We start from the raw sequence: 16,099 nt of genomic DNA on the forward strand, positions 1-16,099 counted from the left end.
TATAATAGAAAGAAAATAGGATGAAGGTGTACCACTTCATCCTATGGTATGGATACAGCAGGATCTAGATATGGATCAGCAACAGATCAACGGGAGCCATATTGACCAGTTTATGAGCTGATGACCACCAGCGATTCCAGAAACCATGATGATGTCCACTGACCAATAAGTCAGCATTAAGCTCTTTCACGGCCTCTACAACTTGCTCTTCAACATTCCCCATCACAACTAACCTGTCTGTCACTGGATAGTCAATCAGGGAAGTAATTTCTTCAAGCTGTCCCATCAATTTATCGTGATCTCTCTCGATATTCCGGACTTCTTCCGGGTCATAATCCAGAAGTTCCGCATCCTGATGAACGATATCCACACTGATAAATGACAGCTTAGCGTCCAGGTTTTTAGCCATAGAAACGGCCCGGCTTATCACCAGATCACTAGGCTGAGATAAATCAATAGCAACCAGTACATGCTTATAACTCATAATACCCTCCCTGTTGTTTCAGCTTAAAATAATTAACCGGTAAAGCTTGATGAAACTCGCTTACGCCTTCCCTTCTTTTAGTATAGATCCCGGCTATTTTGTTCCTTATCTTATTATTGATAAATTCATCAGAATTGGGTTGGAATAAATCTACCCAATATCAACAGGTAGCACCTTCTATAGCCTATAGTTATTAGAGCGTTAAAAATAATCTATAGCGGGAAGGGGTCATGTTACGTGCTATCACTCTACTGTTTTTAGTACTTATACCACTCAGTATTCAGGCAAAGGAATGCATTGGCCTGGTTGCTGCGGGCGACGTTCAGAGTCCTTTCTGGAGTAATGTGGTGAAAGGCGCAATGTCTGCCAGTAATGAACTGCATGTAAACCTGCATTTTCGCGGTGTATCCGATGCCAGTCGTCAAAAGTTAGTCCTCGATTATATTGTTAAGACGCATCAATGTCCGGCGATAGTGATCGCACCAGCCAAAGACTCCCTCAAAGAAACCGTCAGTGAACTCATCCAATCCGGAATTGGTGTGACGTATATAGACAGAGATATTGGTGGTGACAGAACGGCCATTATAAAGTCCGACAATTTTTACGCCGGCAAACTTGCCGCCCAGTTACTCAAGCAACAGCTCAGTGGCAGAAAAAATATTGCTTTGCTCAGAACCCAAAAAGGGATAGCGTCAACGGATGCCAGAGAAGCTGGATTTAAACAAGAGGCTCAGCGGTTAGGAATGACTATTGTCCTGGACCGGTATCTGGGGCTGTCTATAAGTGAGGGCAGAACGCAGGCTATCGATATTTTCTCCACCAACCCTGATATTGACGGCATTTTTACGCCAACCGGAACCACGACAGAAGTCGTGCTAAGAGTGTTAGAAAACCGAACATTACCGACAACACCTGTCCATATTGGTTTCGACGGCTCTGACTATCTGGATAAAAAAATAAGGCAAAATCAGCTGTACGGCTATATCAAACAGGATCCATTTAATATTGGGTACTATGGTGTATACTCCGCTTACAACCAGCTTCACGGCAAGCCCTATGAAAAAACAATGAGTGTCCCGGTCTTCTTTATCTCTAAAGTCAGCTTAGGGAAGCAGTAATACCGCTTCCCTAAAACGATGAACAGGCAAAACTTCACACAAAGGCTCTACCGGTTATCGCACACTATTTTTCACGATTATATGGCCACGCCATCACTCCACCTTCCATGACTTTCGCATTCTTCCAGCCATGTGCCTGAAGAATCAGTGACGCTTCATAACCGCGCAACGAGATTTTACAATAGCAAATAATCTCTGTTTCTTTATCCTCAGGTAGATCTTCCAGACGTTTTCTCAGCATACCCAGCGGAATCAGTGTTTCGCCGATTCCAAGACGCATCTGTTCAAATTCATCAGGGCCACGAACATCCAGAATGAATGGTTTTTCATGATTTTCCAGTTTCTCATGTACTGCACATGGAGAAATCCCCTGCAGACGCCCTTTCAGCTTATTCTGCATCAGATGAGCTGTCGCCACGAAGTGGTCTATCGCCAGAGAAAACGGTGGCGCATAAGGCATATCCAAATTGATAAGATCGTCAACCGTGAAACCACCTTTCAGAGCCATTGCCGCAGTAGCAATCTGTTTACTCACATCACCAGGTCCCACGCACTGAACGCCTAATACCTTACCGGTTTTCTTATCGGCCAGCATCTTACTGATCAGAAGGTTCGCGCCCATGAATCCCGGTTTGTCCGGACTGGCGTTCACGACCGTTTCATAAGTGTCATAGCCAAGCTGTTTTGCAGCCGCTTCTGAGAGGCCCGTTGAACCCGCTGAAAAATCGAATACCTTACAGATACCAGTTTGCAGTACTCCGGAGAAGGTTGCGGTATTGCCTGCAATCACGTTCTCACCTGCTACACGCCCTTGCAGGTTCGCCAGGTCACCCATAGGAGCATGTACTTTCTTATTTGTGATTACGTTGCGTGATTCAACACAATCACCGGCAGCGTAAATATCTGGATCAGAGGTCTGCATATACTCGTTTACTGCAATGCCTCCGGTTTCTCCGATAGTCAGTCCGGCTGCTTTCGCCAGATCGACATTAGGTCTTACACCAATAGCAACCACTGCCAGTTCACATTCCAGCTCCGTACCGTTCGCCAGCTTAACACCGGTTAACTTACCACCCTCTCCCAGGAAAGCCGCTACGCCATTATTCGTAATAACATTAGAGCCTTTCGCACGCACATGATTCTCTACAATCTCAGCCATTTCCCAGTCAAGGAAAGTCAGTAGCTGTGGTGCCAGCTCAACAACCGTAATATCAATACCAGCCAGTTCCAGTGCTTCACAGGTTTCAATACCGATCAAACCACCGCCAATTACAACCGCTTTCCTGATGTTTTTTTCATCTCGGATCTTACGCAGAAAATCCGCATCTTTCATAGACTGAAGGGTTGTAATCCCATCCAGATCAGTTCCCGGAATTGGCGGAATAATCGGCCTTGCACCGGTACACACAACCAGTTTGTCGTAGTTGATCGTATCGACATCACCAGATTGCAGATGCTTACAGGTCACAGTGTGTTCTTTCGGATCAATAGCAACCACTTCGGTTTCTGTTCGGGCATCGATACCTTTCGCATTCAGAAAGAATTTAGGGTTACGGACAACACCAGTCGGTGTGCTGATCAGCTCATTGCGGTCATCAAACACCCCGCCGACATAATACGGGTAACCACATGATGCCATCGACAGATCTTTATCTTTTTGCAGAAGAATAATTTCCGCGTGCTCATCCAGTCTTCTGGCTTTTGCCGCTGTTTTAGGGCCAGCTGCAGAACCACCGATAACCACTATTCTCTTCTTTTTCATATCTCTACCCATATTTAACTAAATTTTGTTTTTCAATACCTTAAGATGAATAACTGCCATTAGTCACAATACAATCTCTCCATCTTAATTTATTAGCATATGCCAAAAACAGAAAATTAGCATATGCTAATAATTAATGTCAATGACCTTTATATCAGAAAGCGACAATCCACAGAAAGCCATAGGTAACTAATGGCACACTGTATGTGTTATAAGATTACATTTTTTATTTAGGCTGAATAAACTTTGAAGTCGCACGGGCCAGAGCTTTTTGATTGTGCGTAATAGAACCTTCCAGCTGATAAATACCTCGTCGCTGCCCCGTCAATTCTGCAGACACGACAAGCTCTGCTCCCACAGGTATTGGAGCCATAAAACGTACCACCAGTTCTGCTGTTAGGGCCTGAATTCCATGTATAAACAGACAATGGGTCATTGCCGCATCCAGCAATGTACTTGTCATGCCGCCATGCAGCAGGCCATCGTAGCCCTGATGGCGCTCAGTTACCTCAAACGTTGTCGATACTCTTTTTTCTACATCACTTTCAAATGCCAGTTGTAGCGAGTCAGGATTATTCTCAGGCTGACCACACACCATACAGCTGGTGTGCGATTGCCTCGCTGCGTGATAATCATTCATTTTTATTCTCCCCCTTTCGTTCAGCACACTTTCTTAATCAAACCACTACCACCATCTATGATTTTCTCTGCCAAATACGCCTTCAGAAAATCAATAGCCACTTCTCCGGTACAGTGACAAGGAATAATAAATTCCGGCTGCCAGTCGGTCAGAGCATCGCAGGTAACCTGCAACCTTTGTTCAGAAGCCCGGTTAAGGTGCAGACCTCCGATGATACCGGCGATTTTTTGCTCTCTGGTGACAGATTGAATATGCTGAACTGTATTGATCAGACCGGAGTGGCAGCAACCGGTTAAAATAACCAGCCCCTGCTCAGTCTCGAACCACATGGAGATATCATCGTGAATAAGATCAGGGGTAATCTTTGCCTCGTCCAGAAAGAATGGTCCGCCGGTGTCTTCCTGTTGGTGTTTTCTGGGTATGGCTCCGGAAAAGCCGACGCCCGGAAACAGGTGTTCAGCTTCCGATAGTAAACGAACCTGCTCATCCGGCAGTGACTGAATCGCCAGTCGGTGTTTTTCCGGCATGGCAATTTGCCTTGGTGCCTTATCCGGATAAATACTGTAGCGCTGCGCCAGCAGAGCCTGCGGATGACACACCACGCTTACCGTAGGATTGATAGCCAGAAATTCACTGATGCTTCCGGTGTGATCGTAGTGACCATGACTGAGCACCAGCATGTCCACTTTCGCCAGATCACACCCGAGTGCTTCAGCGTTTTTAAACAGAATGCCACTATTGTCTGTATTCTGCCCGGTATCGAACAGAATAATCTTATCGTCACATTCCACCCACAAAGCAAAACCGTGCTCCGTTAAAAGCCCGGCGTTACTGGTGTTATCAATTAAAATACGAAATTTAAGATCTTTAACCACGATTTATATCCAGAAATATATGTCCGAACAAACTGTCCTGATAATACTGCATCAATAACAACGCCAGACGAATATCGATAAACAGACCTTCCTCGCCAAGGATGGCGAGGCAGAGCTACATGGACGTATTTATGCGTGTCTGTGTTCGATGTTCGTCTGGTGATACAGATCAACTCACTCTAATGATCGCAGGCATTCGCACCAGAGACTAACGTTCCGCCCATATAAGACTGAACCAGAGCTTCCGGTGTTTCTGACGGTGCCCCTACCACAACCTTAATGGACTGCGCTTCGAAAAGCTGTTTCGCTTTCTGACCCATTCCCCCGGTGATCACAAGATCAACGCTCTTCTCACCCAACCAGGCCGGCAGCAGTCCAGGTTCATGCGGCGGCGCATCAATATCCGTTCTTGCCGTGATTTGTTTGTTGTCCAGATCCACGTCTAACAGCGCAAAGCTCTTGCAGTGACCAAAATGTAAGTTTAGTAGCCCATTAGCTACTGGAATGGCTATTTTCATTCTATTTCCCTTTAGTTTTACTACTTAAATACAGGCGATGTCCTGCACCTGCTTCCAGATAGTTTGAATTTCTTGCGAGACGAGGCTGTCGCCCATCTCAATCACACTTTTTCCGGCAATCTGAGCTTCTGTGATACGCTTGTCATAGCTGACTCGCCCCAGAATAGTGGCCCGGTAAGTTCGTGCCAGCGTCTCAATCTCATCAGCTACCGATGGGTTGATATCCCATTTATTCACACATAAAGAGACAGGAAGTCCGAAATGTCTGGCCAGCTCCAATACCCGTTCAATATCGTGTTTACCGGATAAGGTCGGCTCAGTCACCAGTACCAGATGATCCGCACCGGTAATGGATGCAATCACCGGACAGCCGATCCCCGGAGGGCCATCCACCAGCAGTAAATTTGCTTTGGTCTCCTGCGCTTTTTTCTTTGCCTCACTGCGAACCAGACTCACCAGTTTGCCCGAGTTTTCAGCGGCAATCCCCAGATGGGCATGAACCATGGGACCGAACCGGGTGTCGGACTGATACCACTCACCACATTCGCGATCAGGAAAATCGATACAGTGATCCGGGCAGAAATGCACACACACGCCACAGCCTTCACAGGCAACAGGGTCGACGCTGTACTCACCACTGTCTTCATCACGGACAATGGCTCCGAACCGGCAGTAATCAGTGCACAAATCACATTGAGAACAGTCTGCTGTACGAATTGATGCTTCATGACCACTGGTAAAAATATGCTTTTCTCTGATGTCCGGTTTAAGGATCAGGTGCAGATCAGCCGCATCAACATCACAGTCGACTAATACAGCCTTTTCTGCCAGAGAAGCAAAGGAGGCAGTCAGGCTGGTTTTACCCGTGCCACCTTTACCGCTCAGAACGATAATCTCTTTCATCCGTTTTCTCCTGCTCTCAACCCGTCTTCTATCGCTGACAACATCAGCTGAAAGTCAGATTTCAATTCAGGTAGCGCTGACAACAGAGGTTCTCCACGCGAATAGACCTCAGCGACTTTCCGGTTTTCCGGAATACGCAGTAAAACAGCAATGCCTTCTTCCTGACAAAACACATCCACGCAGTTATCGGTTTGGTCAAAACGGTTAATGATCACAGCAAACGGACGACCTAACTCTTCGACGGTCTTAACCGCAATTTTCAAGTCATGCAGACCAAATGGCGTCGGTTCCGTTACCAGCAGAACAAAATCGGCATCACGCACCGTTGTTACCATGGAGCAGGACGTGCCCGGCGGGGAATCAATGATCGACAACCCATCCTCAGTGGCACGCTCTTTCACGGCTTTGATAAGCGGTGTTGCCATGGCCACCCCGATATTCAGCACACCTTCAACGTATTGAACCTTTCCTGCTCGTCCGTGAATCAGCGAGCCGATAGGATGCATTTCTTCAGTAATGGCATTTTCAGGACAGGCGTACATACACCCGCCACAGCTATGGCAGAGCTCAGGAAAAACGATGGCATACTCTCCCTGAGAAACAATGGCATTAAACTCACAGATATCGGAACAGTCACCACAACCGTTGCAGAGTTCACGATTAACGACAGGAACCGGGACTGACACCGTATCAGTGGCATCAATTTCCGGATGAAGGAACAGCTTTCCATTCGGCTCTTCCACATCACAATCCAGATACATCACGTCCTTACCGGCCGACAGAGCCAGAGCGACGGACACCGTTGTTTTCCCGGTGCCCCCTTTTCCAGAAGCTATGGCTAATTTCATCGGTCTTTTCCTGTATTTTCGGTCACGGTATCCTGACCTTTTGCCAACTCAGGTGTCGTCGTAACGATCCAGTCTCCCACCTGATAATCATAAGCTCTGGCGATAACCGGGCATTTAATCTGAGTCAGGAAGTAGACTTCTCTGTCGGCGGTGTTCAGGGTTTCAAAATTAGCCTGCCCTTTGGCGATGACGATATCTGCAGAATGATACTGTTCAACAAACGAGGATGAGCAGTGATGCAGCAATGTACCGGGCGCATCGGTGCCGTTATCAATGATGGTGGCAACAGTGTCTATTCCGGCTTCAATCGCATCAGCCGCCACAGCATCATTAATGACCGGTGACCCTTTAACGGCATAAGTCACGTTCAGATGCTCCGGTAGCTGTTCAATAAGCAACCGATCAAACACAGTTTCACCCGCATTATCTGCCAGAATAAGAACGTTCTGCGCGCCACTGAGAGCTTGTCTCAAGCGGGCAACCATATCCGTGTCGACAGAGTGTCGCAGAGCCTGCTCGAACGAAGCCTGTATCTTGTCGTCATCCCAGGCTGAAGCTAGCGCGAAATCCAGAATATTGCCGGCAATAGCAAAACGAAGCGCCGCTTCAAACGGGTTATCACTCTGTTCTATCTGGGCTCGGGCCTGAGGAGCCATCGCTAACGCTAGCTGAGTTGAATCTTTTTTAATTTGCAGATAAGGGTCATCACATCCCACTTCCTGACGCAGAATACGATGGATCTCCTGCCCCATTTCTGGTGGAGACAGGTTTAAATCAAACTCTGATACCTTGCGTAAAATACGACGCAGAGCATGACCTGTCCGGGCTTCATCGTGACAAATCTGCCGACCGGCCTCCAGAGACTGCCGTATAAAACAGGGTATACAATCCAGGCTACTTCTCATGCATTCCCCCTGTGTTAACCCCAATGAGATTCAGCATTCGCACTGTTGATTTCTGTGAGCTTGCCGCTGTTAAACAACTCAATACACTCTTTCAGGCTGACCGCATCAGTATCGTAGATTTTTACACCGGCGCTCTGCAGCACCTTAAATGCTTTCGGCCCACAGAAGCCGGTGATCAGATGCTTAGCTCCTGTTGAAATAATATTCTGAGCCGCCTGAATACCAGCGCCCTGCGCCGCATTCAGGTTCTGCTCATTATCAACGAACTCACAGCTTTGCTGCTCAGTATCGTAAATAAGAAACCCGGGTGCCCGGCCAAAACGTTTGTCTAAATCACCATCAAGAGTGGCAGAAGAGGTGGTTAAAACGATTTTCATAGTCCCTGCCCCATGCCTTTACGACCCTGAGCTGCGCGATTGCGTCCCTGACCTCTTCCGACACCGGCACCTTGTCCTCTGCCACAGCGTCTTCCGCCAGTACCGTCTTGCCTATTTCTGCGTCGTCTCATCCGGTTACATTGCGGAACATTACCGTTTTGTTCTTGATTGTTGTCTGCCACGCTGACACCAAGACCACGACCTGTTTTTGGTCCGTTACCCATAGGACCGGTTTTATCATATCCAGGCATTACTGCCTCCTGTTTCTCTGATTCTGTCTTCGACACGATGTGTCGGTACTCCGACAGCTATTTCCCCGGCCTCTGTTACCTCTGCGCCGCCCCATGCCACAGCCGGGCATGGCAAAACATGCCTGCTCTAACTGATCGTCCTGCCAGGCCTTAATCAATTCACTGACTTCACCGGAACAGAACGGGTAAACCTTTATGCCGCTTTCTTCGATAGCGAACTGTAACGAACGGGAAATAGCCCCACATATCAGCAAGTCAACTTTCTGTGCAGATAAAAATGTCAGTTTATTCATCACTGAATCTACCGGTAAATCGAATGCCTGCTGGTGCAGGATCTCTTTTTGCTCTGCCTCCAATAGGAGTACATGCCCGGCAACATCAAACACTGGGGATATTCGGTTATTCCAAATTGTTAATGCTACTTTCATGCTGGACTCCATTGCTGATACTTATATAGAGCAACAAGCGTTCCAGATTACAAAAGTCCAAGATTATTTTTTATTTTATTGATATATAAGGGAAATTATCGACGCAAGAAATGGAAAGGAATTGTAATGGTTGCAAAATCGCAACCATTATGAATGCATGTCGTTCCATGGCTGCAATGATTGCAACCATCAAATTAATTGGTATTCGAGGATTAAATTAATAGCCGTACAGATGTTGACGGTCATCACTCTTATCAGCTTTCAGTGGATTGCCTGATATGCCTGTAGTTTTTGATATTAAATAAGCCGGTTACGGCCATTCTGCTGCGGAAACGGAATCTTTAAGGATTTCATTTTACGGTACAACGTTGTTTTATGTATACCAAGCTCTCTGGCTGTCGCTGCCCGGTTATAATGATTACGTTTTAAAGCTGCCTGAATAGACTGTTTTTCAGCCACCTCCCGCACTGAACTAATATCTTCGTTTGACTTGGTTTGTACTGCTTTTCCGCCGAACTCCACTGGCAAATGGGCCGGGCCGATCTTGTCGTTTGAGCAGAGAACAAAAGCTCTTTCAATCGTATTTTCCAGTTCACGGACATTACCCGGCCAGTCGTGAGCCATCAGTAACGAAAGTGTTTCCGGTGTGACCCCCTGGACAGAACGCTTCTGCAACCGATTAAAGTTACCGATAAACTGATCCACCAACAGAGGAATATCTTCCTTACGGTCCCGGAGCGGAGGCAATTTCAGATCCACCACATGGATCCGGTAGTACAGATCCTGCCTGAATTCACTACTAGCCACCATCTGCATCAAATCCCGATAAGTCGCTACGATAATTCTCGCACTGCTTGTTTCCGGTTTTACAGCCCCAAGCGGCTCATAAACCTGTTCCTGTAATACACGAAGTAACCGAACCTGAAGCGCCGGACTGATCTCCCCGATTTCATCCAGAAACAGGGTTCCTCCATCGGCCAACGCAAAACGTCCCGGCTTGTCCTGAATCGCTCCGGTAAATGCCCCTTTTTTATAACCAAACAGTTCTGATTCCAGCAAATTATCCGGTAGGGCTCCGCAATTCACTGCAATAAAAGGTTTCTCAGCACGTGGACTCATGTCGTGGATCGCCCGCGCCAGAAGCTCTTTACCTGTACCCGTTTCTCCCTGAATAAGTACAGTACTCGGGCTTGTCGCTATGGCAGGCAACAGCTCGAACAGATTCCGCATAACCGGGCTGTGACTAATAAAATCCCCCGCCTGAGAACGTCCTTTCAACGCATTTCTCAGTGCCTCAACTTCACTCAGATCCCGAAAGGTTTCAGCCCCACCAATGATCCGCCCTTCCGCATCTTTAAGCACTGCGGTAGACACAGAAATAGGGATCCGTTCACCTTCGGCATCAATAATAAAGCAGGGTTTGTTGACGATAGGCGTTTCGTCACTCAGAGTGCTTCGCAATGCGCAATCAGACTCGCACATACTGGATTTAAACACCTCGGAGCAGAGCTTTCCTAAAGCTTCTTCTCTGGAAATACCGGTGATCTCTTCCGCCGCCCGGTTAAAAAAACTGATACGCCACTGTTTATCAACCGTGAAAACGCCATCTGAAATACTTTCCAGAATGTCTTTGGTCATCGCAGGTAAACAAGGGGTCATTATGCTTTTCCGTATCGGTTTATTATCCCAATTAACCTACCACAGGTCACCCGATGGATACTAATGTAAAAGATAAGAGCCCATATAAAAAAAGCTGCGCTCCCAAAGAGCACAGCCGTGAAATAACAGCAGATAAAAATGAAAAGGCTTAAGCTGCAGAAAACGTCAGAATATAGTGGTCCGGACACCCTTCAGCATCAAAATTCAGCACCTTAAATCCGGCTCCCTGCACTTCATCCATCGCCATCTGCGGTGATACCCTTGCATGACTGCCTTTAAAATCAACAAAAACAAAACGGGTTCCCGGAGCGGTCTGTTCACGCATTTTTTGTAGAAATTCATTCCTCTTCAGGATAAAACGGTAGGTATTCGCCAGAAAAACCGTATTAACACCAGCCGGAATACAAGGGTCATCAGCCTCGGACTGAACCACGGTCAGGTGAGCAAAACCAGACTCACTAAAGCGGTTTTTCATATAAGCCACCATATTCGGTTCACAGTCGATAGCGTAAACCTTTCCGCTTTTAATTGTCTGTGAAAATAGATTGGAGAAATACCCTGTACCTGCTCCAATATCGGCAATAACTTCATTTTCTCTTAGTGCAAGCGAGCTCATGATATGGCTGGTTTTCTGCCACTCTTCCCGATGTTCTGCATCAAAAATTTCTTTTAGTCTTTCTGGTTCTGAAAAGCTGATCCCCATAACGGATGTCTTCCTCACTTTACTTCGTTCTAGAGTATACCGTCTGTATAGCACGAAACATGCCATACTCTATCTCTTTGTTTTTAATATTATTATTATCTGGCAGACGAGTGATCGCGTCTTTTTCACATCAAGAACAAGTGTTAAAAAGACACAACGCTGTCATTATGACACTTCACTAGCACTACCCGCATCGATCAGATCTGAACGCCTCAGCCTCACTAACGTGCCGTCTGCACTTCCCGTAATAGCGGAAATGCCTGATTTACCTGTTCCTGAGTCACAACAAATCCAGTCATGCGATTATTCTGATCATACGCTCTGGCAACCGTTCCCTGCTCTGTATGGTTAACCTGCCACTCTACTGCTGACTCAAATGATCCGCCAAGTTGGATCGGGTAACCAGGCGTTTTCACTTTGACCATCATGGCAGGCAAGCCCAGCTCACCTTCACTGGTAAGCAATTGCTTAGCGAGAATATTGGCACTGAGAACAATGGGCTGCAGGAATGCCATTATTTTACCTTCAATTTCTGCGCAGTCCCCCAGCGCATAAATGTCTTTCACCGATGTACGCAGCCGGTTATCAACCACGATGCCACGGTTCACCGCGAGTCCGGCTTTCTTCGCCAGCTCGGTCCGGGGAGTCAGACCCGCCGCAGAGATAACACAATCCGTGTCATAGCTGACACCTCTACTGGTTTGTACCGACAGGCTGGCACTGCGACGGTTCATTTCTGTAACATAATCCAGACAGTCTACCTGCATGCCCTTACTACGCAGGTAACACTCCAGTGGTGTACTCAGAAATCCGGGTATCAGGTTAGACAGCAGGTGCATCCCCGGCTCAATAATATGTACCTGTTTGCCGGAAGTAAGCATATCCAGGGCCAGTTCAACACCAATCAGACCTCCTCCCATAATCAGGACACGTTCAGCCCGGACAATACGTTGATGTGCATCCCGATATTCCTGCAGACTGTTTAACGTGACAATGTCACCCGTTGCATTCCCACTAAGTAGAGGAACAAACGACTGAGCACCGGTGGCAAATACTAATCTGGAGTATGGATAACACTTCCCATCAGCAATAATACTGTGAGCTGCTGGGTCAATGCTCTCTACTCTGGTATAACAGAACAGCTCTATCTGCTGCTGCTCAGCGAATACGTTTCCGGGCGTAGAAACAAGATCTTCAGCTGTCTGTTTTCGGGTAAAAACATGACTAAGATCCGGTTTGTTATACTCATCGCCACTGTCAGCCGTAAATACCTGGACAGGCAGTTCGCTGTTCTGGCGGCGTATATTTTTTACCAGTTGGTAAGCGGCAAAGCCGCTACCAATGATGATCAGAGGGTTGGTCATCAGGCGGCCTCCTCACTGCTTTTATTGTGGTCAGCAAAGACATCCTTGCCCAAGTTGCATTCCGGGCACAGGAAGTAATCCGGTACATCGCTCCAGGCTGTTCCCGGCTCTACACCCTGATTCGGCTCGCCAATGTCCGGATAATAAACCCAGTTGCATACTGTGCAGATCATGCACTGGCAGTCATCCGGGTGTTTTTCCTGTGCTGTCTGGTGTTTCTCTTGTGCTGTCTGGTGTTTCTCTTGTGGTAATAGTTCACTCACGGCTGGTGTTGCTGGCACAGGCTCAGATTGTCCGGAGTCTGTTGCCGCTTTTGCGAGTCCAGTATCGGATACTGCCCACAGACGAGCTATCTGACGGCCATGTTCCCGGCATTCCCGCATGGCTTTACCATCTGGACGCCACTTGGTCTTCAGGCTTAACGCCGTCTCAAACCCTGCATCCGTCAATCGGGCATGGATACGATCCACGGCCCCGCCATTCCAGCCATAACTCCCGAACGCAGCCGCTTTCTTTCCTTTAAACCTAAGACCTGTGATTTCCTCCAGCATACCGGCGACCTTCGGCATCATCACATTATTCATCGTGGATGAGCCAACAAAAAGCCCCTTAGAGCGAAACACATTCGCCAGAATTTCGTTCTTATCGTGTTTGGAAACGTTAAACACTTTCACCGCAACTTTGGGGTCCACATCATGAATCCCCTGAGCGATCGCATCGGCCATCATTCGGGTATTGTTCGACATGGAATCGTAGAAAATCGTAATGCGATCTTCCTGATAATTATCCGCCCATTCAAGATACTGATGAACGATCTGTGTCGGGTTGTCACGCCATACAATGCCATGGGATGTGGCGATCATATCCACCGGCACATTAAAGCTCAGCACTTCTTTAATTTTTGCGGTAACCAAATGACTGAAAGGCGTCAGGATATTGGAATAGTAACGCAGACACTGGTCCATCAATTCATTTTGATCCACTTCATCATTGAATAAATGTTCATCGCAATAATGCTGACCGAAGGCATCATTACTAAACAGTACGGCATCACCGGTCAGATAAGTCATCATGCTGTCCGGCCAGTGCAGCATAGGGGCTTCAATAAAGATAAGCTGTTTTCCATTACCGATATCGATCGTGTCGCCGGTTTTAACCGTGTTAAAGTTCCATTCCGGATGATGATGGTGTCCGACAATGGAATCGATGGCCGCTTCAGTACAGTAAATCGGTGTACCGGGAATTTTCTCCATTAACGCAGACAAGGCCCCAGAGTGATCTTCCTCAGCGTGGTTTACCACCACAAAATCAATCTCGTTCAAATCTATTTCCATCTCCAGATTCAGCAAAAACTGGTGGCTGAAACGGTGGTCTACCGTATCAATAAGAACCGTCTTTTCTTCCCGGATCAGATAGCTGTTATAACTAGTCCCCTTCGTCATTTTGTATTCGGTACCGTGAAAATCCTGAACTTCCCAGTCACGCTGGCCAACCCAATGAATATTGTTCTTTACATGAATGGTCATGGTTTACTCCTGTTACAGATAAATCGTTCGTCTTAATTGTTATTCTGTAATAGCAGTTAGCGTGCCAAAATATATCTCATTGTTTTATAAGCATTTTTAAATTTAAAACTATTAATGCACTGTCATATTGACACTATTGATATATGTCCTAAAGACACCTATCATAGTCAAATAGACACATTCCGGAGATCAACATGAATAGCGTATCCAGACAGTGGCTTCAGATTGCACTCGATCTGAATTCCAGCCTTTCCAATCAGGATAGATTTGACCGGCTCCTTACCACTATCCGTCATACTCTGAATTGTGATGCCTCTGCTCTATTGCTTTTTCAGGATCAACAATTTACCCCACTGGCGATTAATGGACTGGCGGATGAAGTCTTTGGCCGACGCTTTGATTTAACCTTCCATCCCAGATTAGAAGCCATCGCCCGTGCCGGAGATATTGTGCGTTTCCCCTCAGACAGCACGCTTCCGGACCCTTATGACGGCCTGATCCCTAATCACGAAGATAAACTGCATGTGCACTCCTGTATTGGCCTGCCTCTGACTATCGATGAACGGCTTATCGGCGCAATTACCATTGATGCCTTCGACCCGGAGCAATTTAATAATTTTTCTGATGATGATCTGCGGATCATCAGTGCCCTCGCTGCCAGTGGCCTGCATACCGCCCTACTGTTACAACAGTTGGAAAAGCAAGCTGTCGTCAGCCATGAGCCCCTGACAGAAAAACACAACATCAAGCAGGAGATGATAGGAACGTCTACAGTAATGAACGAGCTTCGGTCACAAATAGACGCCGTAGCGGCGACTGATCTGACCGTGTTAATTACCGGCGAGACTGGTGTTGGTAAAGAACTGGTTGCCAGCGCTATCCATTATCATTCTCCCAGAGCGAACCAGAATCTGGTCTATCTGAACTGTGCTGCCCTCCCTGAATCTGTTGCTGAAAGTGAGTTATTCGGCCACGTAAAAGGTGCCTTTACCGGGGCTATCAGTCATCGTAAAGGGAAATTTGAGCTGGCAGATAATGGCACGCTATTTCTGGATGAGGTCGGCGAGCTGTCCTTAGCTTTACAGGCTAAATTGTTACGGGCTTTACAATACGGGGATATTCAGCGCGTCGGTGATGACCGGCATATTCGGGTTAAAACCCGAATCGTAGCTGCAACCAATCGCAGCCTGCATGAGGAAGTAAAAGAAGGCCGGTTTCGCGCGGATCTCTACCACAGGCTAAGTGTATTTCCCCTGCCTGTTCCGCCACTACGAGAGCGGGAGAATGATGTTGTATTACTGGCTGGATTTTTTGCTGAGCAGTGCCGCAATAAACTGGGTCTGAATACCATCAGGCTGGATGACAAACTGGTTTCCACCATTAAGGCATATCACTGGCCGGGAAACATCCGGGAACTGGAACATGTTATTAGCCGAGCCGCTGTGATGGCAAAAGCCGAAGAAAAAGATGGGGATCTCTTATTACAAACAGAGCATCTGCTGATTTCTGACCACCACCAGGCCATCGACATTACCCCTGCAGAAATCGATAGTAATACCTTTGATTATAATGAAGATTTTGGACTAAAGTCCGCAACGGAAGCATTCCAGAAAGAGCTGATTGAGCAGTGCTATAAGCACAACCATTACAACTGGGCTGCGACAGCCCGTCAGCTTAAGCTGGATAATGGTAACCTGCACCGGCTAGCTAAGCGTTTACAATTAAAATAGACGAACAG

Annotated in this window: 17 protein-coding genes; 2 read left to right on the top strand and 15 right to left on the bottom strand. The window is 47.1% G+C overall.

The window, feature by feature from the left end; all coding sequences use genetic code 11:
* Positions 1–64: 64 nt before the first annotated feature.
* Entirely contained in the window at positions 65–484 is a 420-nt protein-coding gene (locus DI392_RS15255; RefSeq protein ID WP_109320555.1) for a universal stress protein, read from the bottom strand.
* A 230-nt stretch (positions 485–714) separates the two neighbouring features.
* On the opposite strand from DI392_RS15255, the gene DI392_RS15260 reads away from it, so the two are divergent.
* Entirely contained in the window at positions 715–1,602 is an 888-nt protein-coding gene (locus tag DI392_RS15260) for a substrate-binding domain-containing protein (protein WP_109320556.1), read from the top strand.
* Between the two features lie 64 nt (positions 1,603–1,666).
* Here the strand turns inward: DI392_RS15260 and DI392_RS15265 are convergent, their stop codons facing one another.
* The 14 genes from DI392_RS15265 to norV all read right to left on the bottom strand — a co-directional run bounded on the left by DI392_RS15265 (position 1,667) and on the right by norV (position 14,361).
* Entirely contained in the window at positions 1,667–3,364 is a 1,698-nt protein-coding gene (locus DI392_RS15265) for an FAD-dependent oxidoreductase (protein WP_109320679.1), read from the bottom strand.
* A 226-nt stretch (positions 3,365–3,590) separates the two neighbouring features.
* Positions 3,591–4,004, bottom strand: coding sequence for a PaaI family thioesterase (locus DI392_RS15270; protein ID WP_109320557.1), 414 nt, complete (start codon positions 4,002–4,004; stop codon positions 3,591–3,593).
* Between the two features lie 20 nt (positions 4,005–4,024).
* Positions 4,025–4,879 (bottom strand): MBL fold metallo-hydrolase, encoded by an 855-nt coding sequence (locus tag DI392_RS15275; RefSeq protein WP_181388439.1) that lies wholly within the window; start codon positions 4,877–4,879, stop codon positions 4,025–4,027.
* Positions 4,880–5,058: 179 nt separating this feature from the next.
* A complete protein-coding gene (locus DI392_RS15280) occupies positions 5,059–5,397 on the bottom strand; it encodes a NifB/NifX family molybdenum-iron cluster-binding protein (RefSeq protein ID WP_109320559.1) in 339 nt (112 codons plus the stop codon).
* 24 nt (positions 5,398–5,421) lie between these two features.
* Complete coding sequence (locus tag DI392_RS15285) at positions 5,422–6,300, bottom strand: ATP-binding protein (protein WP_109320560.1); 879 nt, start codon at positions 6,298–6,300, stop codon at positions 5,422–5,424.
* Positions 6,297–7,148 carry an ATP-binding protein gene (locus DI392_RS15290; protein WP_109320561.1) on the bottom strand — a complete coding sequence of 284 codons (852 nt, stop codon included), beginning with the start codon at positions 7,146–7,148 and terminating at the stop codon, positions 6,297–6,299. Before DI392_RS15290 ends, DI392_RS15285 begins: the two co-directional genes overlap by 4 nt.
* Complete coding sequence (locus DI392_RS15295; protein WP_109320562.1) at positions 7,145–8,053, bottom strand: damage-control phosphatase ARMT1 family protein; 909 nt, start codon at positions 8,051–8,053, stop codon at positions 7,145–7,147. The genes DI392_RS15290 and DI392_RS15295 overlap by 4 nt, the downstream gene beginning before the upstream one ends.
* 14 nt (positions 8,054–8,067) lie before the next feature.
* The gene (locus tag DI392_RS15300) at positions 8,068–8,430 is read right to left on the bottom strand and encodes a NifB/NifX family molybdenum-iron cluster-binding protein (RefSeq protein WP_109320563.1); all 363 of its coding nucleotides are present in this window, start codon (positions 8,428–8,430) and stop codon (positions 8,068–8,070) included.
* Positions 8,427–8,681: a DUF5320 domain-containing protein gene (locus tag DI392_RS15305; protein ID WP_109320564.1), complete on the bottom strand. Its 255-nt coding sequence runs from the start codon at positions 8,679–8,681 to the stop codon at positions 8,427–8,429. The genes DI392_RS15300 and DI392_RS15305 overlap by 4 nt, the downstream gene beginning before the upstream one ends.
* Positions 8,681–9,109 carry a NifB/NifX family molybdenum-iron cluster-binding protein gene (locus DI392_RS15310; protein WP_181388440.1) on the bottom strand — a complete coding sequence of 143 codons (429 nt, stop codon included), beginning with the start codon at positions 9,107–9,109 and terminating at the stop codon, positions 8,681–8,683. The genes DI392_RS15305 and DI392_RS15310 overlap by 1 nt, the downstream gene beginning before the upstream one ends.
* Positions 9,110–9,406: 297 nt before the next feature.
* Positions 9,407–10,768 (bottom strand): sigma-54 interaction domain-containing protein, encoded by a 1,362-nt coding sequence (locus DI392_RS15315; protein WP_109320566.1) that lies wholly within the window; start codon positions 10,766–10,768, stop codon positions 9,407–9,409.
* 148 nt (positions 10,769–10,916) lie between these two features.
* Positions 10,917–11,471, bottom strand: a complete 555-nt coding sequence (locus DI392_RS15320) for a class I SAM-dependent methyltransferase (protein WP_109320567.1) — start codon at positions 11,469–11,471, stop codon at positions 10,917–10,919.
* 221 nt (positions 11,472–11,692) lie between these two features.
* Entirely contained in the window at positions 11,693–12,835 is a 1,143-nt protein-coding gene (gene norW / locus DI392_RS15325; RefSeq protein ID WP_109320568.1) for an NADH:flavorubredoxin reductase NorW, read from the bottom strand.
* Positions 12,835–14,361 (bottom strand): anaerobic nitric oxide reductase flavorubredoxin, encoded by a 1,527-nt coding sequence (gene norV, locus DI392_RS15330; protein WP_109320569.1) that lies wholly within the window; start codon positions 14,359–14,361, stop codon positions 12,835–12,837. Before norV ends, norW begins: the two co-directional genes overlap by 1 nt.
* A gap of 194 nt (positions 14,362–14,555) precedes the next feature.
* On the opposite strand from norV, the gene norR reads away from it, so the two are divergent.
* Entirely contained in the window at positions 14,556–16,091 is a 1,536-nt protein-coding gene (norR, locus tag DI392_RS15335) for a nitric oxide reductase transcriptional regulator NorR (protein WP_109320570.1), read from the top strand.
* Positions 16,092–16,099 lie beyond the last annotated feature (8 nt).

Origin of the sequence: Vibrio albus (genome assembly GCF_003144035.1) — a bacterium.
GTDB lineage: Bacteria > Pseudomonadota > Gammaproteobacteria > Enterobacterales > Vibrionaceae > Vibrio > Vibrio albus.